We start from the raw sequence: 20,530 nt of genomic DNA on the forward strand, positions 1-20,530 counted from the left end.
ATCCGGAGGCTCTCCCGAAGCCGTCCCGAAGCTGTTCCGGGACTGTCCACGGGCCGTGCGCAGGCCGTGCGGACGCCCCCGGCGGTCCCGCCCGGGAGGCTGTGCCGGGCCCTTGGGGGACGTCCGCCGGTCACCCGTTAGGTTGGGACGCGCCCCGGTGGGGCGAGGGAGGGAGCACGTCCAGGTGGAGCGCAGGACAATCGGGGCGGCGGCGCTGGAGGTGGGGGCCGTCGGACTCGGCTGCATGCCGATGAGCTGGGCCTACACCACGTCGGAACAGGACGGCGAGTCCTCGCTGCGCACGGTGCACGCCGCGCTCGACCACGGGGTGACACTGCTCGACACCGCCGACATGTACGGGCCGTTCACCAACGAGCTGCTGCTCGGCCGGGTGCTCGCCAGGCGCCGCGCGGAGGCGTTCGTCTCGACCAAGTGCGGACTGCTGGTCGGCGAGCAGCATCTGGTGGCCAACGGACGCCCCGGCTATGTGAAGCGGGCCTGCGACGCCTCGCTGCGGCGGCTGCAGACCGACGTGATCGACCTCTACCAGCTCCACCGCGCCGATCCCGAAGTGCCGGTCGAGGAGACCTGGGGCGCGATGGCCGAGCTGGTCGCGGCGGGCAAGGTGCGCTCGCTGGGGTTGTGCGCGGTGGGTGTGCGGGCCCGGCGGCGGGCGGCGTCCGTACCGCCTTACGAGGAGACGATCCGGCAGCTGGAGCGGATCCAGCAGGTCTTCCCGGTGAGCTGTGTGGAGGCCGAGCTGTCGGTGTGGTCACGGGAGGCGCTGGGGTCGCTGCTGCCGTGGTGCGAGGCGCGCGGCATCGGCTTCCTGGCCGCGATGCCGCTGGGCAGCGGCTTCCTGACCGGCACCCTGACCGTGGGCGGCGGTTTCGAGCCCGACGACGTACGGGCCCGGCACCCGCGGTTCACCGCCGAGATGATGGCCGCCAACCAGCCGATCGTCGCCGGACTGCGGCGGGTCGCGGCGCGGCACGGCGGTGCCACTCCGGCACAGGTGGCACTGGCCTGGCTGCTGGCGCAGGGGCGGCATGTGGTGCCGGTGCCGGGTGCCAAGAAGGAACGCTGGGCGGTGGAGAACGCCGCGGCGGCCGGGCTGCGGCTCACCGCCGGGGACCTGGCGGAGATAGCCGCCCTGCCCGCCGCCCAGGGGTCGTGGGACTGAACTCGCCGGACACTCACCGGGCCGGACCGGAAACACCGGTCGCCCTTCCGGCGTACGGTCGGGTGTACGGGCTCCGTGGCGCGCCGTGGTGCCGCGGGCCCGGGGAACACCGACCGAAGCCGAACGAAGCTGTCGAAAGGCGCGCTGATGGTGCGAAGCCGCTCCCCGTTCCCCCGACCGCTCGCCCGGCGGCGGCCGCGCGCGGCCGCCGCCGGCCTCGCCGGGCTCGTACTGCTGGCGGCGGGCTGCACCGGCGGCGGAGGGGATTCCGCGGACCGCGGGAACGCGACGGATTCCGCCACCCCGGGCCCCTCCGGGGAGGCGTCCCGCTCCCCCGGCGCCTCCGCCGCGCCCGCCGAGGGGTCGGTCGAGGTCGTGGAGACCGTCGCGACCGGTCTGAAGTCGCCCTGGGGGCTCGCCCCGCTGCCGGACGGCGACCTGCTGGTCTCCTCCCGGGACGAGGGCACCGTCTCCCGTGTCGACACCGAGACCGGTGAGACCACCGAGCTGGGCTCGGTACCCGGGGTCGAACCGGGCGGCGAGGGCGGCCTGCTGGGCATCGCCCTCTCGCCGGACTTCGCCGAGGACCGCCATGTCTACGCGTACTTCACCAGCGCCTCCGACAACCGGATCGTACGCATGCGCTACGACGCGGACCGGGAGCCGGGCGAGCAGCTGGACGCGCCCAGCACGGTCCTGCGCGGCATCCCCAAGGGGGTGGTCCACAACGGCGGGCGGATCGCCTTCGGACCGGACCGGATGCTCTACGCGGGGACGGGCGACTCCGGGGACCAGAGCCTGTCCCAGGACCGGGAGTCCCTCGGCGGCAAGATCCTGCGCATGACGCCGGACGGCGAACCCCCCGGCCGCGGCAACCCCGAGGCGGACTCGGTGGTCTACTCCTGGGGCCACCGCAACGTCCAGGGGCTGGCCTGGGACGCCGACAAACGGCTGTGGGCCTCGGAGTTCGGCCAGAACACCTGGGACGAGCTGAACCTGATCCGCCCCGGCGGGAACTACGGCTGGCCCGAGGCGGAGGGCAGGGCCGGTGAGGACGGCTTCACCGACCCCGTGGCGCAGTGGAAGCCCGCCGAGGCCTCCCCCAGCGGCATCGCCGTCGTGAACGGCTCGGTGTGGCTGGCGGCCCTGCGCGGCGAACGGCTCTGGCGGGTCCCCCTGAAGGGGGAGGAAACAGTGGCGGATCCCCAGGCGTTCCTGGAAAGTGAGTACGGGCGGTTGCGGACGGTGGTCCCCGACGGAGACGGCGGGCTGTGGCTGGTCACCAGCGAGACCGACTCGCGCGGTACGCCCGGAGAGGACGACGACCGCATCCTGAGGCTGGAGGTCAGCTGATGTTCAATCTGGTCGACGAGCTGTTCAACCCCGGGCAGCGCCATGCCGAGGACGAACGTCAACGGCTGGAGAGCACCCGGTTCGACGAGGGTGCCCACGAGCCGGGCTGCGGCCCGATCGACCTCAGCTCCGGCTGCGTCCTGATAAGGCCGCCGCGTCCGGTGCCGGCGGAGGAGACGGATCCGGAACCGGGCCCGGACCCGGCTCCGTAGCGGGAGGGCCCGGCCCCCGCGCCGGCCCGCCCCGCCTCATCCCACCGCCGCGTGCCCGGCCTCGCCCACCGGCTCCACCAGCCGCAGCCGGTGTGCCATCGCCGCCGCCTCGCCGCGCCCGGAGACCTCCAGCTTCGCCAGGATGTTGGAGACGTGCACACTGGCCGTCTTCGGCGAGATGAACAGTTCCTCGGCTATCTGGCGGTTGCTGCGTCCCGCCGCCACCAGGCGCAGCACGTCCCGCTCACGCCGGGTCAGACCGAAGGACTCCACCGGATCCGCCGGAGGTTCCGGCGCCGCCGTCCCGCCGCCGCGGCCGTCGCCGCCGCTGCCGTCGACACCGGTGCCGGGTGCCTTCAGGGCGATACGGGCCCGTCCGGCCAGCTGCCCGATCCGCTCGCGCAGCGGCACGGCGCCCAGCCGCAGCGCCGTGCCGTACGCCAGGGTCAGCAGCTCCGCGGCCTTCTCCCGCTCCCGCCCCTGGTCCAGCAGGGCCTCCGCCCAGCGGTACCGCGCCTGGGCCAGCCGGTAGGGCCGCTCCACCCGTTCGAAGGCGGCCACCGCCTCGGCCCAGTGGTCCGGGTCGTCCCGGCCCTCGGCCCGCAGCAGTTCGGCGTCCACCAGTTGTCCGTACGCCGCCCACACCGGCACCAGCCGCGGCAGCCGCCGGGCCGCCCGGCGGATCCGCGCCAGGACACGGGCCCGGCCCTCCTCGGCGGCGGGCAGTCCGCGGGTGTCCGCCTCGGCCGACAGCCCGGCGTACAGCAGCTGCCAGGCGTAGCGCTCGGTGGAGAGCGGGAAGCCCCGCTCCAGGGCCTCCGTCAGGATCCGCCGGGCCGCGAGCGGCCGGCCGCGGGCCGCCTCGATCTCCAGCCCCACCCGGGCGAGCGGAATGACGTACTGCGGCTGCGGGTCGTGGGTGCCGTAGTGCGACCAGGCCTCGGCCAGCTTCCGGGCGGCCAGGTCCACATCGCCCCGGCGGAGGGCGAGATGGGCGGCGCCCAGGGCGGCGGCGCCGCGCGGTTTGGCGCCGTACGCCAGTCTGCCGGTGGCGGCCAGCGCCTCGTCGGCCTCCGTCCAGCGGCCCAGCGCGGTCAGCGACTCGGCCTGGTTGCCGTGCAGCCAGGCCCGGGTGTCCCGCAGGCCGAAACGGTGGGCGACCCGCAGGCCCTCCGTCACCACCTCCAGGGCCTGTGCCGAACGGCCCACCGCCTCCAGGGTGTCCGACAGGTTGACGTGGCAGCGCCCCATCACGGAGACCTCGCCCTGCTCGACGACCCGCCGTACGGCCGACGCCATCTCGGCGAGCCCGCCCGCCACGTCCCCCGCGGAGACCCGCAGCCGGCCCAGGGTGAGCCGGGCGTGCAGTTCGGTGCTCCCGGCCCCCACCAGGGCGGCCAGTTCCACGGCGCGCCGTGCGGTGGTCAGTGCCTCGGGACCGGGCTCGTGGACGGCGCCCCAGGCCGCGGCGAAGGCCAGCACCTCGGCGTGGACCGGGGAGGGCGGCAGTCCGCGCACCAGCTCCTGGGCCCGGGCCAGCTCCGCCCAGCCGTCGCCCTGGGAGCTGGTCTCGGCGACCTTGGAGCGCCAGGTCCAGAACCAGGCCGCCCGCAGCGGCTCCTTCTCCTCGTCCAGCAGCCGCAGGGCCTGCTTGACGACCACCTGCGCCCGCTTGCGCTCGCCCGACAGCCGGGCCGCGGTCACCGTCTCGGCCAGCAGGTCCAGATAGCGCAGTTTCTCGTCCCCGCACTCGCAGGCCGGGTACACCTCGGCGTGTTCGAGGGCCGGCAGGGCGAGTCTGGTCTCGGTCGAGGCGTCCTCCCACAGCTCCAGCGCCCGGTCCAGCAGCCGCAGCTGCTCGGCGTAGGCGTAGCGCCGCCGGGCCGCGACCGCGGCCGCCAGCACGGCGGGCAGCGCCTTGGCCACGTCGCGGGCGGCGTACCAGTGGCTGGCCAGGCGGGCGGCCCGCTCGTCGGTGCGGACCAGGCCCGGGTCGTTCTCCAGCGCCTGGGCGTAGCGACGGTTGAGGGTGACGCGTTCGCCGGGGAGCAGATCCTCCGAGACGGCCTCGCGCACCAGCGCGTGCCGGAAGCGGTAGCCGTCGCCGTCCTGGGTGGGGATGAGGACGTTGGCGCCCACCGCGGCGCGCAGCGCCTCGATCAGTTCGCTCTCGGGCAGTCGCGCCACCGCCGCGAGCAGGGTGTGTTCCACCGCGGAGCCGCCCTCGGCGGCGATCCGCACCACCTGCTCGGCCGTCTCCGGCAGCGCCTCGACCCGGACCAGCAGCAGATCGCGCAGCGAGTCGCTGATGCCGCAGGAGGAGCCGGAGACCGTCAGCTCCTCCACGAAGAAGGGGATGCCCTCGGAACGCTCGAAGATCTGCTCGACCAGCTCGTGCTCGGGCTCCTCGACGCCCTGGATGCCGGCCATCTGCGCCCGCACCTCCTCCCGGCTGAGCCTGGGCAGCTCGATGCGGCGGACGGTGCGCAGCCGGTCCAGCTCGGCGAGGAAGGGGCGCAGGGGGTGGCGGCGGTGGATGTCGTCGGAGCGGTAGGTGGCGACGACGACCAGCCGGGCCCGGCCCAGCGAGCGGAAGAGGTACGCCAGCAGCTCGCGGGTGGAGCGGTCGGCCCAGTGCAGGTCCTCGACGGCGAGGACGAGGGTGCGGTCCCTCGAGAGCGACTCCAGCAGCCGGGCGGTCAGCTCGAACAGCCGGGCCCGGCCGTCCTCCTCGTGCCACTCGCGGGTGGGCTCGCCCAGCTCGGGCAGCAGCCGGGCCAGTTCGCCCTCCTGCCCCGCGGCGGCGGCCGTCAGCTCCGCGCCGAGCCCGCGGTGCAGGGCGCGCAGCACGGTGGAGACGGGCGCGAAGGGCAGGCCCTCCGCGCCGATCTCGACGCAGCCGCCGACGGCCGTGACCGCGCCGGCGGCGCGGGCCGCGGCCAGGAACTCCTCCAGCAGCCGTGTCTTGCCGACCCCGGCCTCCCCCGCCACCACGACCGCCTGCGGCTCGCCCGTGGCGGTGCGGGCGAGCGCGCCGGTGAGAGCGGTCAGTTCGTCCCCGCGCCCGACGAACACCGGGCTGACCCTCGTCATGTCCACGGGGCCGAGCATCGCACAGGGGTCCGACAGCCCGGCACCGGTTTTCGCCGCGGGCGTGACCGCCGCCGGGGCCACGGCGGCGACCGCCGTCACAGGAGTCACCAGGGACGTCAGGCCGCCCGGATCCACCGCCTGGGGTTCCGCCGTCCCTCCCCCTCGTGCCGCTCCTCGTCGTGCCGTTCCCCGCTCCGTTCCGCCCGGCGCCGGCGCCGGGCGGCGGTGGCCTCGCGCACCAGCCGCTCCCGGTCGGCCTCGCGGCGCAGCTCCTCGGCACGCTCCTTCTGCATCCGGTACTCCAGCATCTTCGGTCCCCCCGGTTGTCGACGGTCGCCGCCTTCCGTTCCCGGCGGCTGCTCTCCACCGTCGTCTCCCAGGCGGGTCCGGCGCATCGGGAGCCTGCCCGATGTTCACGGCGCCGACCGCCTTAGTCCCGGGGCCGGGGCACCGGTGAGCCCGCCGGGCCCTCCTCAGACGGCCCGGAAAGGGCCTGAGGCCCCCTCAGGCCGCCTCGGGTTCCGCGCCCCGGAACGCCGCGGCACACGGGAGCGCCCCGTGGCGCGGGCACGGCACGGCCCCCGCGCCCGGACGGGACGCGGGGGCCGCAGGGGTCGGGCCGTGGGCGGTACGCCGCCCCGTGCCGCGGGTCAGCCCTGGACGCCCAGCTTCTCCAGGATGAGTTCCCGCACCCGGGCGGCGTCCGCCTGTCCCCGGGTGGCCTTCATCACGGCGCCGACGAGCGCGCCGGCCGCCTGCACCTTGCCGCCGCGGATCTTGTCCGCGATCGCCCCGTTGGCGGCGATCGCCTCGTCCACGGCCGCGCTCAGCGCGCCGGTGTCCGAGACGACCTTCAGGCCGCGCTTGTCCACGACCTCGTCCGGCCCGCCCTCGCCCGCGAGGACGCCCTCGATCACCTGGCGGGCCAGCTTGTCGTTGAGGGAGCCCTCGGCGACCAGCTCGCACACCCGGGCGACCTCGGCGGGGGCGATGGGCAGCGCGGACAGCTCGGTGCCCTGCTCGTTCGCCCGGCGGGCCAGCTCGCCCATCCACCACTTGCGGGCCTGGTCGGCCGGGGCGCCCGCGTCGATGGTGGCGGTGATCAGGTCGATGGCGCCCGCGTTGAGGACGGACTGCATCTCGTGCTGCGAGACGCCCCACTCCTCGCGCAGCCGGTTGCGGCGCAGCCGCGGCAGCTCGGGCAGCCCGGCCCGCAGCTCCGCCACCCACTCGCGGGCGGGCGCGACGGGCACCAGGTCCGGCTCGGGGAAGTAGCGGTAGTCCTCCGCCTCCTCCTTGACGCGGCCGGAGGTGGTGGAGCCGGTGTCCTCGTGGAAGTGGCGGGTCTCCTGCACGATCGTCCCGCCCGCGTCCAGCACGGCGGCGTGCCGCTGGATCTCGAAGCGGGTGGCCCGCTCGACGCTGCGCAGCGAGTTGACGTTCTTGGTCTCGCTGCGGGTGCCGAACGTCTCCCTCCCGTGCGGGCGCAGCGACAGGTTGACGTCGCAGCGCAGCTGTCCCATCTCCATCCGGGCCTCGGAGACGCCGAGGGCGCGGATCAGTTCGCGCAGTTCGGCGACGTACGCCCGGGCCACCTCCGGGGCGCGCTCCCCGGCGCCCGTGATGGGCTTGGTGACGATCTCGACCAGGGGGATGCCGGCCCGGTTGTAGTCCAGGAGCGAGTGCGAGGCGCCGTGGATCCGGCCCGTGGCACCGCCGATGTGGGTGGACTTGCCGGTGTCCTCCTCCATGTGGGCGCGCTCGATCTCCACCCGGAAGACCTCGCCGTCCTCCAGCTGCACGTCGAGGTACCCGTTGAAGGCGATCGGCTCGTCGTACTGGGAGATCTGGAAGTTCTTCGGCATGTCCGGATAGAAGTAGTTCTTCCGGGCGAACCGGCACCACTCGGCGATCTCGCAGTTCAGCGCGAGGCCGATCCGGACGGTGGACTCCACCGCGGTCGCGTTGACGACCGGCAGCGAGCCGGGCATGCCCAGGCAGACGGGGCACGTCTGGGTGTTGGGCTCGGCGCCCAGCGCTGTGGAGCAGCCGCAGAACATCTTGGTCCTGGTGCCCAGTTCGACATGGACCTCCAGGCCCATGACGGGGTCGTAGGAGGCCAGCGCGTCCTCGTACGACACCAGTTCAGTGACAGTCACGGAGAGTCAGACCTTTCGGGCGCTGCGGTCAGTCGTCGGCGAGGACGTCGTCGATGTCCAGGCGGCGCAGTTCACGGACGAGGATGGCGGCGTTGGTGAGGACCGCGGCACCGGACACGACCGCGTCCAGGAGCTTGAGCCGGTCGGTCTCGCGCCGGGCGAGCTGGACCTGCTTGACGATGCCGACGACGCCGAAGAGCGAGCTGCCGATGGCCAGGTAGAGGCCGGGCCTGCTCTTGCGGAATCCCTTGTACTTGTTGAGGGTGCTCACAGTGCGGGTGCCTCCTCGAGCAGCGGGTGGCCCCACCGGGCGTGGAACGCGGCCTCGACCGCGGCTCCGACGCGGTAGAGCCGGTCGTCGGCCATGGCGGGGGCGATGATCTGCAGTCCGACGGGGAGTCCGTCCTCGGGCGCCAGACCGCACGGCAGCGACATGGCGGCGTTGCCCGCCAGGTTGGCCGGGATGGTGCACAGGTCGGCCAGGTACATGGCCATCGGGTCGTCCGCCCGCTCCCCGATGGGGAAGGCGGTGGTGGGGGTGGTCGGCGAGATCAGCACGTCCACCTGCCCGAAGGCCGCGTCGAAGTCGCGCTTGATGAGGGTGCGCACCTTCTGGGCGGAGCCGTAGTAGGCGTCGTAGTAGCCGGAGGACAGCGCGTACGTGCCGAGCATGATGCGGCGCTTGACCTCGGGGCCGAAACCCGCCTCACGGGTGAGGGAGGTGACCTCCTCGGCGGAGCGGGAGCCGTCGTCGCCGACCCGCAGGCCGTAGCGCATGGCGTCGAACCGGGCCAGGTTGGAGGAGCACTCCGACGGCGCGATCAGGTAGTACGCCGCGAGCGCCTTGTCGAAGGAGGGGCAGGAGAGCTCCACGATCTCGGCGCCCAGCTCGCGCAGCAGCTCCACCGACTCGGTGAAGCGCCGCATCACGCCCGCCTGGTAGCCCTCGCCGCCGAACTCCTTCACCACGCCGACGCGCAGGCCCGCCACGTTCCCGTCGCGGGCGGCCTCGACGACCGCCGGGACCGGCGCGTCGATGGAGGTGGAGTCCAGCGGGTCGTGCCCGGCGATCACCTCGTGCAGCAGGGCGGCGTCCAGCACGGTGCGGGCGCAGGGCCCGCCCTGGTCGAGGGAGGAGGAGAAGGCGATCATGCCGTAGCGGGAGACCCCGCCGTAGGTCGGCTTGACGCCGACGGTGCCGGTGACGGCGGCGGGCTGGCGGATGGAGCCGCCGGTGTCGGTGCCGATGGCCAGCGGCGCCTGGTACGAGGCCAGCGCCGCGGAGGAGCCGCCGCCGGAGCCGCCGGGGATGCGGGTGAGGTCCCAGGGGTTGCCGGTCGGGCCGTAGGCGCTGTTCTCCGTGGAGGAGCCCATGGCGAACTCGTCCATGTTGGTCTTGCCCAGCACCACCACGTCCGCCTCCCGCAGCCGCCGGGTGACCGTGGCGTCGTACGGCGGGATCCAGCCCTCCAGGATCTTCGAGCCGCAGGTGGTCGGGACGCCCTCGGTGGTGAAGATGTCCTTCAGCGCGAGCGGGACGCCGGCCAGCGGGCCGAGCCTCTCGCCCCGGGCGCGCTTGGCGTCCACGGCGCGGGCGCGGGCCAGCGCGCCCTCGCGGTCCACGTGGAGGAAGGCGTGCACCTTCTCGTCCACGGCCTCGATCCGGGCGAGGTGGGCCTCGGCCACCTCCACGGCGCTGATCTCGCCGGAGGCGATCCGCGCGGCGGTCTCGGCGGCGGTGAGCCTGGTCGGATCACTCGTCTGGGTCATGGTCACTCCTCCCCCAGGATCTGCGGCACCTTGAAACGCTGCTGCTCCTGGGCCGGGGCGCCGGAGAGCGCCTGGTCGGGGGCCAGCGACGGACGGATCTCGTCCGGGCGCATGACGTTGGTCAGCGGCAGCGGGTGGGAGGTCGGCGGTACGTCCTCGTCGGCGACATCGGAGACGCGGGCGACCGCGCCGATGATCTGGTCGAGCTGTCCGGCGAAGTGGTCGAGCTCTTCGTCCTTCAGCTCCAGACGCGCCAGCCGGGCGAGGTGGGCGACCTCCTCGCGCGTGATGCCAGGCATGCAGCGATTCCTCGGGGTGAGTGGTGGATCCTTCGGGGTTTGGCGGACTCTTCCTTCGGTCCGCCCCAATCCTATGGCCTACGGCGTCCGCGGCGGCGGGCGCACGGCGCCGCGGACGCGCTGCGCGGGGCGGTCCGGGCCGGTCCGCCGAGTCCCGGCCCGGGGCCCGACGGCGACGGCGGGTGCCGGGCCCGCCGGGGACCGGAGCGCCGGCCCGGCCCGGGCGCTTCCGCGGCCGGCACCCGGCGCCCGGCGGGTTCACCTCGCCTGTCCGCCCCGCCTACCGGTCCCCGCGACGGACCTCACCCCGGCTTCGGGGTTCCGTCCCCGTGCCCGCCGCAACGCCCCGGAAGGAGCGGGACGGACTCCCGGCCGGAGGTCCCTCCGGGAGAGGCGCCGCCGTGCCGCGGCTTCGCCGCATGGGCGCGCAGGGGTGGCGCGCGCCGTGCGGTCACCCCGGTGCCGGGCGGCACACGCCCGCGGCGGCGCTCCGGCCGGGCCTCCGGGCCTGTCGGCTGCCTCCTGCCGCCGCCCGGCTCCCGGGACCGGTTCGGCGCGAGGCCGGCGGAACGGGGTCAGCGGGCGGGCTGGCCGTGGGAGCGCCGGGCTCCGGTGGTCTCGGGCCCCGGCAGGGCCGGGGCCGCCCCCTCCACCGGCGGCGGTGCCCCGTTGCGGGCCCGCAGCCAGGAGGTGGCCTCGGCCGGGGGCATCGCGGCGGACACCAGCCAGCCCTGCACCGCGTCGCAGCCCAGGTCGCGCAGCCGCTCCCAGGTCTCGTCGTCCTCCACGCCCTCGGCGACGACGCGCAGGCCGAGGGAGTGCGCGAGATCGACCGTGCAGCGCACGATCTCGGCGTCCTCGGGGTCCACGGCCAGTCTGGCGACGAAGGAGCGGTCGATCTTCAGCTCGCTCACCGGCAGCCGGCGCAGGTGGACCAACGAGGAGTAGCCGGTGCCGAAGTCGTCCAGCGACATCCGCACGCCGTGACCGGTGAGCGCGGCGAGGGTGCTGGCGGCCTGGTGCGGGTCCTCCAGCAGGACGTGCTCGGTGATCTCCAGCTGGAGCGCCCCGGCGGGGACGCCGTGCCGGGCCAGCCGGGCGGCGACCGAGCCGGCGAAGCCGGGGCTGTGGACGTCGCGGGGCGAGACGTTGACGGCGACCGGCACCGTCAGGCCCCGGGCCCGCCAGCGGGCGACCTGGCCGAGGGCGGTCTCCAGCACGTAGTCGGTCAGACGCGGCATCAGCCCGGAGCTCTCGGCGATGGCGATGAACTCGTCCGGGGGGACCTTGCCCCGCTCCGGGTGCACCCAGCGGACCAGGGCCTCCAGGCCGGCGACGGTGCCGTCGAAGTTCACCTTGGGCTGGTAGTGGAGCTCTATGTCGCCGGCTTCCAGGGCGCGGCGCAGATCGCCCAGGAGGCCCAGCCGGTCGGGGGTGTTGCCGTCGCGGGTCGCCTCGTAGACCTCGACGCCGCTGCGGTCGCGCTTGGCCTGGTACATGGCGACGTCGGCGCGGCGCAGCAGGCCCTCGGCCTCTCCGGCGTGGTCCGGGAAGACCGCGACCCCCGCGCTGGCCTCCAGCTCCAGGGTCAGCCCGTCCAGGTCCAGCGGCGAGCCGAGGGCGGAGACGAGGGTGCGGGCGATGCGCTGGGCGCTGGTGGGCGAGTCGGCGAGCGGCAGCAGGACGGCGAACTCGTCGCCGCCGAGCCGGGCCACCTCGGCGCCGCGGGGCAGGGCCGTCCGCAGCCGGTCCGCGATCTGGAGGAGCAGCCGGTCGCCCGCCAGATGCCCGAGCGTGTCGTTGACGGACCGGAAACGGTCGAGGTCTATCAGGACGAGGGCGGAGCGCGCCCCCAGCCGCTCGGCCTCGTCGAGGGCGGACCAGGTGCGTTCCAGCAGCCACTGGCGGTTGGCGAGTCCGGTCAGCGGGTCGCGGAGCTGCTCCTCGGCTCGGGCCCGGGCGATCCACAGGGCGGAGTCGAGCGAGATCAGCGGTACGGCGAAGAGCGGCAGCAGCAGCGGGGCGTGGGACGCGACCACGACGATCAGCGGGGAGATGCCGAGCAGGGCGACGGCCACCATGCCCTGCCGCTGCAGGGCGGTGCGGGCGACCGTCGGCAGGCCGCCCTGCCGCGGGGCCAGGCTGTACCAGAGCAGCACCCTGGTCACCACCAGGTAGGCGCAGGCGGCGAGCAGGACCCCGGGGAGCGCGCGCAGCCCCCACTCCGGCGGTCCCCAGGGACTCTCCACCGACGGATGGACCCCGAGGGCGGCGAGGCAGAGGGCGGCGGAGCCGATGCCGAGGATGTCCACCGCGCCGTGCCGCAGGGCCTGCCGCCAGCGGTGCCGCCGGGCCGCGCCGACCAGCACCACGACGGCGAGGCTGACCAGGGTGGCGGGCATCCACCCGTACAGCAGCAGGATGGCCAGGGTGAGGGCGGCGCCGGACCCGGTGCCGCCCCACCAGCGGTCCCGGCCGAGCGCCACCAGGTGCCCGACGATCAGACCGGTGAGGGTGGCGAAGGACCAGCCCGCCACACCGCCCGGGAAGAGCGCCTGGCCCTCGGACACCACCCGCAGGACGCCGGCGGCCAGCGCCACCCCGGCGACCGCGACGATGCCGCGGTCGAGGCCGGGCACCTCCAGGCCGATGACGCGCTGCAGCCGGGGCAGGCCGTCGGATCCGTCGCCCGGCAGGGCCTGCGGATGGTGCCCGTGGCTCCCGTGGCCGAGCCACTGCTGTCCCCGGTCCCGGGGTGTCTGCTGCATGCGCGTCCCTCTCACAGCCGTCGGTGCCCACGTCACGGCAGGCGCACCCCACCAACAGTAGGGGGCGGACGGCCGCCGGGGGCAGTGATCGATCGGGGTTGCCCGAATGCCGACCGGTCGATCGCGTCCGTCTGATAAGCGCTGCGGGGGCCCGTCTCATCACTCCTCAACGGCACTCTCCGGAAAAGAATTCGGCGGCTGTGACCCACCGTCCTGTTCATCGGCGGACTCGTCGGACCCCTCGGGTTCGGCGGGGACGACCGCGGCCTCCCGGGCGGCGTCCGGGCCCTGGTCGAGCAGGACGGTGAGGCCGTCGTCGTCCAGGATCGGCACCTTCAGCTGCACGGCCTTGTCATATTTAGACCCAGGGCTATCACCCGCCACAACAAAACCGGTCTTCTTGGAAACAGAACCGGTCACTTTTGCTCCGCGACTCTGCAGTGCCTCTTTCGCCGCGTCCCGCGTGTACGACCGGAGGGTGCCGGTGACGACGACGGTGACGCCCTCCAGCGGACGCGGCCCCTGTGCCCCGTCGCCCTCCTCCTCCATCCGGACCCCGGCGGCCCGCCACTTCTCGACGATCTCCCGGTGCCAGTCCTCGGCGAACCAGGCCTTGAGCGAGGCGGCGATGGTCGGGCCGACCCCCTCGGTGGCCGCCAGCTCCTCCTCGGACGCCCCGGCGATCCGGTCCAGGGAACGGAACTCCCGGGCCAGTGCCTCGGCCGCCACCGGACCGACATGACGGATCGACAGCCCGGCGATGATCCTGGCCAGCGGGCGCTCCTTGGCCGCCTGGATGTTCTCCAGCATGGCCAGGGTGTTCTTCCGCGGCTCGCCCTTGAGGTTGGCGAAGAGGGTGACGACCTTCTCCTCGCCCGTCTTCGGGTCCCGCTTGGGCAGGCCGCTGTCCGGATCCAGGACATGGGTCTTGATGGGCAGCAGCTGCTCCAGGGTGAGGTCGAACAGATCGCCCTCGTCCCGCAGCGGCGGGGTGGCCGGCTCCAGCGGCCGGGTCAGCGCCGTGGCCACCACGTACCCGAAGTGCTCGATGTCCAGGCACTTGCGGCCCGCCAGGTAGAACAGCCGCTCGCGCAGCTGTCCCGGGCAGGAGCGGGCGTTGGGGCAGCGCAGGTCGACGTCGCCCTCCTTGGCGGGCCTCAGCCCGGTGCCGCACTCGGGGCACTCGGCGGGCATCACGAACTCCCGCTCACTGCCGTCCCGCAGGTCCACCACCGGGCCCAGGATCTCGGGGATGACGTCGCCCGCCTTGCGCAGCGCCACGGTGTCCCCGATGAGCACGCCCTTGGCCCGCACCACGTCCTGGTTGTGGAGGGTGGCGAACTCCACCTCCGAGCCCGCCACCGTCACCGGCTCCACCACGGCGAACGGCGTGGCCCGCCCGGTGCGGCCGATGCTGACCTTGATGTCCAGGAGCCTGGTGTTGACCTCCTCCGGCGGGTACTTCCAGGCGATCGCCCAGCGCGGCGCCCGCGAGGTGGAGCCCAGCCGCCCCTGGAGGGGGATCTCGTCCAGCTTGACGACGACCCCGTCGATCTCGTGCTCCACCGAGTGCCGGCGCTCCCCGAAGTGCGCGATGAACTCCCGCACGCCCTCGACCGAGTCGACCACCCGGTTGTGCCGGGCCGTCGGCAGCCCCCACTCGCGCAGCAGCTCGTACGCCTGCGACAGCCGGTCGATCTCGAGGCCCTCCCGGGCGCCGATGCCGTGCACCACCATGTGCAGCGGGCGCTCCGCGGTGACCTTCGGGTCCTTCTGCCGCAGCGAACCGGCCGCCGCGTTGCGCGGGTTGGCGAAGGCCGGCTTGCCCGCCGCCACCAGCCGCGCGTTCAGCTCCTCGAAGCGCTCCATGGGGATGAAGACCTCGCCGCGGATCTCCACCAGCTGCGGGATCCGCCCGCCGGCCAGCCGCTCGGGGATCTGGGCGATGGTGCGGACGTTGGGCGTGATGTCCTCGCCGGTACGGCCGTCGCCCCTGGTGGCCGCCCTGGTCAGCCTGCCGTGCTCATAGGTGAGGTTGACCGCGAGCCCGTCCACCTTCAGCTCGCACAGGAAGTGGTACGGCACCCCGCTCAGCTCGCGCGCGACGCGGTCGGCCCAGGCGTCCAGCTCGGCGTCGTCGAAGGCGTTGTCCAGCGACAGCATCCGCTCGCGGTGCTCAACGGCGGTGAACTCCGTCTCGTAGGCCCCCGCGACCTTCTGCGTCGGCGAGTCGGGCGTGGCCAGCTCCGGGTACTCGGCCTCCAGCGCCTGCAACTCCCGCAGCAGGACGTCGAACTCGGCGTCGCTGATGACGGGTGTGGTCACGTAGTACCGGAAGCGGTGCTCCTCGATCTCCTGGGCCAGCTTCGCGTGCCTCTCGCGCGCCGCGCCGTCCGGGCTCTTCGACTCCACGAAACCAGCCTCCTGTTACTCAGGGTCGTCCTCGAGTGAGCGTGCCGCCCGGGCGCAGTGCGCGAGCGCGGCCCGGGCGTACGCCGGCGAGGCGCCCGCCAGACCGCAGGCGGGGGTGACCGCCACCGACTCCGCCAACAGCCCCGGGGACAGCCCCAACCTGCGCCACAGCGTCCTGACCCCCATGACGCTACCGGCCGGGTCTGACAGCCCGCCCGCCGGTGGATCAGTGCCCGGGACGACTCCGGCGAACAGCGCCGTACCGCCCTCGACCGCTTCCCCGACCGCCTCGTCGTCACGTTCCGTCAGCAACGAGAGATCGAAGGAGATCCCGGCGGCGCCCGCGCGCCGCAGCAGCGCGAACGGCACCCCGGGCGCGCAGGAGTGCACGATCACCGGACTGTCACCCGCCGCCCCTCCTGCCGTGGACCGGGCCGCCGCCACCACCTGCCGCAGGGCCTGCTCGACGACGGCCCGGTCCACGGCCCGGTGGGTGCGGTAGCCGCTGGCGGTGGGCACCCGCCCGGTCAGCACCGCGGTCAGCGAGGGCTCGTCGAGCTGGAGGACGACCGTCGCGCCCGGCACCCGCCGCCGTACCTCGGCGAGATGCCCGCGCACCCCTTCGGCCAGCGACTCGGCCAGATAGCGGCAGGCACCGGCGTCGCCGAGCATCGCCTCCCCGTTGCGCCGCTCCAGCGAGGCCGCCAGCGTCCACGGCCCGACGGCGGAGACCTTCAGCGCCCCGGAGTACCCCTGGGTGAACTCCTCCAGTGCGTCCAGGTCCTCGCGCAGCCAGGCGCGGGCCCGCCGGGTGTCGCGGCCGGGCGCGTCGCCGACCCGCCAGCCGCTGGGCTCCAGCCGTACGTACAGCTCCGCCAGCAGAGCGCCCGCCGTCCGCCCGGTCATGTCCGCGCCCGGCCCGCGCGCGGGCAGCTCCGGCAGGAACGGCAGCGCCTCCAGCGTCTGGGTGACGGCCTTCACCGTCTCCCGGACGTCCGTGCCCGGCATCGACCCGACGCCGGTGGCGGCGCCCGGTCCCCACACGTGCCCGCTCACGCCGACGGCCTCACCCTCAGGTCGGTGAGCTCCGCGTCCGCGGGCAGGTCCAGGGCCGTGAGCAGCGCGGTGGCCACCGACTCCGGGTCGATCCAGCGGCCCGGGTCGTACTCCTTCCCCTCCTGCCGGTGCACCTTCTCCTGCATCGGGGTGGCGGTGCGCCCCGGATAGACGGAGGTGACCCGCAGCCCGCTGTCCTTCTCCTCCTGGCGCAGCGAGTCCGCCAGCGCCTTGAGGCCGTGCTTGCTGGCGGCGTACGCGCTCCAGTCGGCGTTCGCGCTCAGGCCCGCGCCGGAGTTGACGAAGACGACCCGGCCGCGCGCCGCGCGGAGCTGGGGCAGCAGCAGCCGGGTCAGCTCGGCCGGGCCGACGAGGTTGACCGCCAGGGTGGCCTGCCAGACCTTCGGGGTCAGCTCCCCCACCGCGCCCAGGTCCACCACCCCGGCGGCGTGCACCAGGGAGTCCACCCGTTCGGGCGGCTCCTGGTGGGACAGCGCCCACGACAGGCGCTCGGGCTCGGCCAGATCGCCGACGAGAGTGCGGGCGCCGGGGAAGCGCTCGGCCAGCTCCCGGGCGCGTCCGGCGTTCCGTGCCAGCAGCCACAGCTCCTCGCCGCGTCCGGCCAGCCGCGCGGCGGTCGCGGCCCCGATGCCGGAGCCCGCCCCGGTGATCACATGCGTTCCCATGGGCCCTATCGTCCCATCCGCCCCGCGTCGCGGCGGACTGGTGTCGTCCGTCTCGCCCGCATGATCCAATGCGGCACATGGCCCCCTCCACGCCGCAGTTCCCGCCGCCCCCCTCCGGCCCCGTGCCGGCCGTGCCGCCGCAGGGCGGGCACCGGGACGGAGCAGGCGGTACCGACGGCCCGGACGGTCCCGGCGGCCGGCCCGGCCACATGATCGTCTGCGGCGACAACTCCCTGGCCCAGCGGCTGGCCCGGGAGCTCGCCACCGTCTACGGCCAGCGGGTCACCGTCGTCCTGCCCTCGCTGCGCGGCGGCGACCAGGGCCCGCAGATCGCCGCCCTGACCGGTGACACGCGGCTGGACGTGACGGCGGTGGAGGCACGGGTACCGGACGAGGCAGCGCTGCGCGAGGCGGGCATCGAGCGGGCCGCCGCGCTGGCGCTGACCTCCGGCGACGACCAGCTCAACATCCACGCCGCGCTGCGCGCCCGCCGGATCAACCCCGGGATCCGGCTGGTCATCCGGATGTTCAACCGCACCCTCGGCCGCTATCTGGAGGACCTGCTCGACCGCACGATCGCCGCCCGCGTCCCCGGGCTGGACCAGAGCGCCGTCGACGCCTCCACCACCGTGCTCTCCGACGCCGACACCGCCGCGCCCTCCCTGGTGGCGGCGGCGGTGGTCGGCAGCGACAAGATCATCCAGGCGGACGGGCTGCTGCTGCGGGCCAAGGACCGCACCATAGGCACCGCGGACCGGCGCAACCCGCTGTGCGTCCTCGCGCTCCAGCCCGACACCCCGGAATCCGACGAGGGCGACGTCTACACCGCCCCCGGCGACCGCGACGGCCCCGTACTGCTGCCCGACCCGCGCGATCTGGACGGGCTGCCGGACGACCGCGGCACCGTGGTGCTGGAGGCCATCACCCGCCGCCCCGACCAGCCGGGCGCCCCCGCCCGGGTGCCCCGGCTGCCGGTGGGCACCTTCTTCTCCGGGCGGCTGCGGGCCGCCCTGCTCTCCCTCACCGCCGTGGTGGTGCTGCTGGCCGCCGCCAACTGGTACGTCACCCGCGAGACCCCGCTGCACGCCGCCTACGTCACCCTGCTCGACGTCATGTCGATCAACGAGCCGGCGCTGGAGGGCACCACCTGGGAGCAGTTGCTGCAACTGCTGGGCGCCCTGGCCGGGACGGCGCTGCTGCCGCTGCTGTTCGCCGTGGTGCTGGAGAGCTACGGCACCTTCCGCCAGGCCGCCACCCTGCCGCCCCCGCCGCGCGGCATCGAGCGGCACGTGGTGCTGCTGGGGCTGGGCAAGGTCGGTACCCGGGTCCTGGACCGGCTGCTGGAGCTGGGCGTCCCGGTCGTCTGCATCGAGCGCGATCCCGAGGGCCGGGGCGTGGCCGTCGCCCGCGCCCGCCGGGTGCCGACCCTGATCGCGGACGTCACCGAGGACGGCGTGCTGGAGGAGGCGGGCATCGCGCGCAGCCGCGCCCTGCTGGCCCTCACCAGCGACAGCGGCACCAACCTGGAGGCCGTGCTCTACGCCCGGCAGGTCAACCCCGGTCTGCGGGTGGTGATGCGGCTGTTCGACGACGAGTTCGCCCTCTCGGTCTACCGCACGCTGCGCGACACCTACCCCGGCGCCCAGACCCGCAGCCGCAGCGTCTCGGCCCTGGCGGCCCCGGCCTTCGCCGGCGCCATGATGGGCCGCCAGGTGCTGGGCGCCATTCCGGTCGGGCGGCGGGTGCTGGTATTCGCCGCGGTGCCGGTGGCGGGCAACCGGCTGCTGGAGGGCCGCACCGTCGGCGAGGCGTTCCGGCCCGGCGCCTGGCGGATCCTGGCCCTGGACACCGCGCCGCCCGACCGCCGCCGCGCCGACCTGGGCGCCTTCCCCGGCGGCCGCGCCGGACAGGCCGGCCACCCCGGCCACGCCGACCAGTTGACGTACACCCTCACCGGCGACCTGTCCTGGCGGCTGCACGACGGCTACCTGATGACGGCCGGCGACCGCGTGGTCGTCGCCGCCACCCGGGAGGGCCTGGGCATCCTGCTGGCGGGCGCCGAGGAGCGGGGCGCGGACGCGGGCGCGGACACGCCCGTGGGATGAGGCGGGCCCGCGCGGTGCGGCCGGCCCGCCTCACGTCCGGCCGAGGCGCTCCGTCTCCCCGCCGAACGCCAGACGCAGCGTGCGGTGGGCGATGCGCCACTCGCCCCCCTCGCCGTGGAGGACGTCCTCGTAGTGCCCGATGTTGACCGGTGGCCGGGCCGGCACCAGGCCACCGGTGTGGCCGTCGACCCGGTAGGTCGCGAAGTACGTGACGGCCGTCGCCCGCGTCGCCGATCCGGCGGTGACCAGGAGATTGGCACACATCCGGCGCGAGAGCCGGCCGGCGGGCCGGGAGCCGAAGTAGGCGCGCAGCGCCTCGCGCCCCTGGACGCGGCGGCCGCCCGCCGGCCACTCCCACACCCCGTCCGGGGCGAACAGTTCCGCCACCGAGCCGGGCTCCCCCAGGTCGAGCCGGTGGACGAAGTCCACGACCACGCGCTCGCAGGCCCGTTCGGCCAGCAGGCGTTCCAGTGGGGCGGGACCGGAGGGAGGGGTGTCCATCCCCGGATCCTGGCAGCCCGGCACCGGGCACCACGAATGGTTTTCCGGCGCCGGGCGCCGGACCGGACCGTCGCTACGCGGCGCTCCCCTCCGTCTCCCGGTCCGGCGACCGGTCCTTTGACGGGTGGGTGACGCGGATCTTGGACTGGCCGTGCGGGCGCTTCTCCCAGTCGTCCATGAAGCGCGCCTCCAGGCCGTGCTTCTCGGCCAGCGCGGTCAGCGTCCCGGTGCGGTAGTAGAAGTCCTCGCGCAGCACATGGTGCTCGCGGCCCTCGGTGCGGTCGAAGGTGAAGTCGAAGAACCCGCCCGGTGCCAGCACCCGCCCCACGTTGGCCAGGCACTGGTCGATGACGTGCAGCGGCGAGTGCGAGAAGACGCTGTGCGCGTGGACGACGGTGAAGTACCGCTCGGGCAGGAAGTCGAAGGTCAGGTCGCCGGTGATCGTCAGGTGCGGCAGCTTGTCCTGGAGGCCGTAGCGCACGACGGTCCGCTTGGCCTCGATGAGGATGTCGGGCGAGATGTCGATGCCGTAGTAGTGGCCCGGCGCCAGGTGGTCGATGAACAGCCGCCCAGCCCGCAGGTTGCCGCAGCCGATCTCCAGCATCCGGTCGTCCGGCCTCAGCCCGTGTTCCAGGAGGTAGTCGAACTGCATCCGCCCGATCGCCTCCCACCGCTGGGGCGACGGCCTGCCGCCGACGGCCGCCTCGGGGCTGCGCGCGGCGTCGGAGGCCATCACGGCCCGGTAGTACGCGATGTGGTCGCGGTGCCGGGCCCGCAGCCAGGCGTCCCGGGCGGCCCGGCGCAGATGGGCGGGGACCTTCCCGGGGTGGTCGAGCGCGTACCGCACCTTGTGGGCCAGGGCCGCGCGGTTGCGGTGGAGCCGGGAGGAGGATGTGGGCGCCATGGGTACCTCCGCGTCATTCGGGTGACTTG

At 74.5% G+C, this 20,530-nt stretch carries 16 protein-coding genes; 4 read left to right on the forward strand and 12 right to left on the reverse strand.

What is annotated here, in order from left to right; translation table 11 throughout:
- The first annotated feature begins 184 nt into the window (after positions 1 to 184).
- The 3 genes from V1L54_RS04300 (at position 185) to V1L54_RS04310 (ending at position 2,748) form a co-directional block, all read left to right on the forward strand.
- The gene (locus V1L54_RS04300) at positions 185 to 1,183 is read left to right on the forward strand and encodes an aldo/keto reductase (RefSeq protein ID WP_330116497.1); all 999 of its coding nucleotides are present in this window, start codon (positions 185 to 187) and stop codon (positions 1,181 to 1,183) included.
- 147 nt (positions 1,184 to 1,330) lie between these two features.
- Positions 1,331 to 2,536: a PQQ-dependent sugar dehydrogenase gene (locus tag V1L54_RS04305; RefSeq protein ID WP_330116498.1), complete on the forward strand. Its 1,206-nt coding sequence runs from the start codon at positions 1,331 to 1,333 to the stop codon at positions 2,534 to 2,536.
- On the forward strand, positions 2,536 to 2,748 hold the full coding sequence (locus V1L54_RS04310; RefSeq protein ID WP_330116499.1) for a DUF6191 domain-containing protein: 213 nt from the start codon (positions 2,536 to 2,538) through the stop codon (positions 2,746 to 2,748). Before V1L54_RS04305 ends, V1L54_RS04310 begins: the two co-directional genes overlap by 1 nt.
- 36 nt (positions 2,749 to 2,784) lie before the next feature.
- Here the strand turns inward: V1L54_RS04310 and V1L54_RS04315 are convergent, their stop codons facing one another.
- The 10 genes from V1L54_RS04315 to V1L54_RS04360 all read right to left on the reverse strand — a co-directional run bounded on the left by V1L54_RS04315 (position 2,785) and on the right by V1L54_RS04360 (position 16,991).
- On the reverse strand, positions 2,785 to 5,859 hold the full coding sequence (locus V1L54_RS04315) for a helix-turn-helix transcriptional regulator (RefSeq protein WP_330116728.1): 3,075 nt from the start codon (positions 5,857 to 5,859) through the stop codon (positions 2,785 to 2,787).
- Between the two features lie 98 nt (positions 5,860 to 5,957).
- Positions 5,958 to 6,149: a hypothetical protein gene (locus V1L54_RS04320; RefSeq protein WP_330116500.1), complete on the reverse strand. Its 192-nt coding sequence runs from the start codon at positions 6,147 to 6,149 to the stop codon at positions 5,958 to 5,960.
- A 342-nt stretch (positions 6,150 to 6,491) separates the two neighbouring features.
- Complete coding sequence (gene gatB / locus V1L54_RS04325; RefSeq protein ID WP_330116501.1) at positions 6,492 to 8,000, reverse strand: Asp-tRNA(Asn)/Glu-tRNA(Gln) amidotransferase subunit GatB; 1,509 nt, start codon at positions 7,998 to 8,000, stop codon at positions 6,492 to 6,494.
- A 28-nt stretch (positions 8,001 to 8,028) separates the two neighbouring features.
- The gene (locus V1L54_RS04330; protein ID WP_100203091.1) at positions 8,029 to 8,271 is read right to left on the reverse strand and encodes a hypothetical protein; all 243 of its coding nucleotides are present in this window, start codon (positions 8,269 to 8,271) and stop codon (positions 8,029 to 8,031) included.
- Positions 8,268 to 9,770 (reverse strand): Asp-tRNA(Asn)/Glu-tRNA(Gln) amidotransferase subunit GatA, encoded by a 1,503-nt coding sequence (gene gatA, locus V1L54_RS04335; protein ID WP_330116502.1) that lies wholly within the window; start codon positions 9,768 to 9,770, stop codon positions 8,268 to 8,270. The genes V1L54_RS04330 and gatA overlap by 4 nt, the downstream gene beginning before the upstream one ends.
- Before the next feature lie 2 nt (positions 9,771 to 9,772).
- Complete coding sequence (gene gatC, locus V1L54_RS04340) at positions 9,773 to 10,069, reverse strand: Asp-tRNA(Asn)/Glu-tRNA(Gln) amidotransferase subunit GatC (protein WP_330116503.1); 297 nt, start codon at positions 10,067 to 10,069, stop codon at positions 9,773 to 9,775.
- A gap of 575 nt (positions 10,070 to 10,644) precedes the next feature.
- A complete protein-coding gene (locus tag V1L54_RS04345; protein WP_330116504.1) occupies positions 10,645 to 12,837 on the reverse strand; it encodes a putative bifunctional diguanylate cyclase/phosphodiesterase in 2,193 nt (730 codons plus the stop codon).
- Between the two features lie 159 nt (positions 12,838 to 12,996).
- Positions 12,997 to 15,249 (reverse strand): NAD-dependent DNA ligase LigA, encoded by a 2,253-nt coding sequence (ligA, locus tag V1L54_RS04350; protein WP_330116505.1) that lies wholly within the window; start codon positions 15,247 to 15,249, stop codon positions 12,997 to 12,999.
- A gap of 15 nt (positions 15,250 to 15,264) precedes the next feature.
- Positions 15,265 to 16,257, reverse strand: a complete 993-nt coding sequence (locus V1L54_RS04355) for a methionine synthase (protein WP_330116729.1) — start codon at positions 16,255 to 16,257, stop codon at positions 15,265 to 15,267.
- Between the two features lie 44 nt (positions 16,258 to 16,301).
- A complete protein-coding gene (locus V1L54_RS04360) occupies positions 16,302 to 16,991 on the reverse strand; it encodes an SDR family oxidoreductase (protein ID WP_330116506.1) in 690 nt (229 codons plus the stop codon).
- A 209-nt stretch (positions 16,992 to 17,200) separates the two neighbouring features.
- Between V1L54_RS04360 and V1L54_RS04365 the strand changes: the two genes are divergently transcribed.
- Positions 17,201 to 19,096 carry an NAD-binding protein gene (locus tag V1L54_RS04365; RefSeq protein WP_330116730.1) on the forward strand — a complete coding sequence of 632 codons (1,896 nt, stop codon included), beginning with the start codon at positions 17,201 to 17,203 and terminating at the stop codon, positions 19,094 to 19,096.
- A gap of 30 nt (positions 19,097 to 19,126) precedes the next feature.
- On the opposite strand, the gene V1L54_RS04370 is transcribed toward V1L54_RS04365, so the two are convergent.
- Both V1L54_RS04370 and V1L54_RS04375 read right to left on the reverse strand, forming a co-directional pair.
- Positions 19,127 to 19,597 carry a nuclear transport factor 2 family protein gene (locus V1L54_RS04370; RefSeq protein WP_330116507.1) on the reverse strand — a complete coding sequence of 157 codons (471 nt, stop codon included), beginning with the start codon at positions 19,595 to 19,597 and terminating at the stop codon, positions 19,127 to 19,129.
- Positions 19,598 to 19,670: 73 nt separating this feature from the next.
- Complete coding sequence (locus V1L54_RS04375) at positions 19,671 to 20,501, reverse strand: class I SAM-dependent DNA methyltransferase (RefSeq protein WP_330116508.1); 831 nt, start codon at positions 20,499 to 20,501, stop codon at positions 19,671 to 19,673.
- Positions 20,502 to 20,530: the final 29 nt, after the last annotated feature.

The organism is Streptomyces rubellus (assembly GCF_036323805.1).
Classification (GTDB): Bacteria; Actinomycetota; Actinomycetes; order Streptomycetales; family Streptomycetaceae; genus Streptomyces.

What these genes read in the sequence shown, in the direction of transcription:
- V1L54_RS04370 (WP_330116507.1), bottom strand. Translation starts at nt 19,597, where the DNA reads ATGGACACCCCTCCCTCCGGTCCCGCCCCACTGGAACGCCTGCTGGCC.
- V1L54_RS04375 (WP_330116508.1), bottom strand. Translation starts at nt 20,501, where the DNA reads ATGGCGCCCACATCCTCCTCCCGGCTCCACCGCAACCGCGCGGCCCTG.
- V1L54_RS04315 (WP_330116728.1), bottom strand. Translation starts at nt 5,859, where the DNA reads ATGCTCGGCCCCGTGGACATGACGAGGGTCAGCCCGGTGTTCGTCGGG.
- gatA (WP_330116502.1), bottom strand. Translation starts at nt 9,770, where the DNA reads ATGACCCAGACGAGTGATCCGACCAGGCTCACCGCCGCCGAGACCGCC.
- gatC (WP_330116503.1), bottom strand. Translation starts at nt 10,069, where the DNA reads ATGCCTGGCATCACGCGCGAGGAGGTCGCCCACCTCGCCCGGCTGGCG.
- V1L54_RS04320 (WP_330116500.1), bottom strand. Translation starts at nt 6,149, where the DNA reads ATGCTGGAGTACCGGATGCAGAAGGAGCGTGCCGAGGAGCTGCGCCGC.
- V1L54_RS04355 (WP_330116729.1), bottom strand. Translation starts at nt 16,257, where the DNA reads ATGCCGGGCACGGACGTCCGGGAGACGGTGAAGGCCGTCACCCAGACG.
- V1L54_RS04365 (WP_330116730.1), top strand. Translation starts at nt 17,201, where the DNA reads ATGATCGTCTGCGGCGACAACTCCCTGGCCCAGCGGCTGGCCCGGGAG.
- V1L54_RS04345 (WP_330116504.1), bottom strand. Translation starts at nt 12,837, where the DNA reads ATGCAGCAGACACCCCGGGACCGGGGACAGCAGTGGCTCGGCCACGGG.
- V1L54_RS04305 (WP_330116498.1), top strand. Translation starts at nt 1,331, where the DNA reads ATGGTGCGAAGCCGCTCCCCGTTCCCCCGACCGCTCGCCCGGCGGCGG.
- V1L54_RS04310 (WP_330116499.1), top strand. Translation starts at nt 2,536, where the DNA reads ATGTTCAATCTGGTCGACGAGCTGTTCAACCCCGGGCAGCGCCATGCC.
- V1L54_RS04360 (WP_330116506.1), bottom strand. Translation starts at nt 16,991, where the DNA reads ATGGGAACGCATGTGATCACCGGGGCGGGCTCCGGCATCGGGGCCGCG.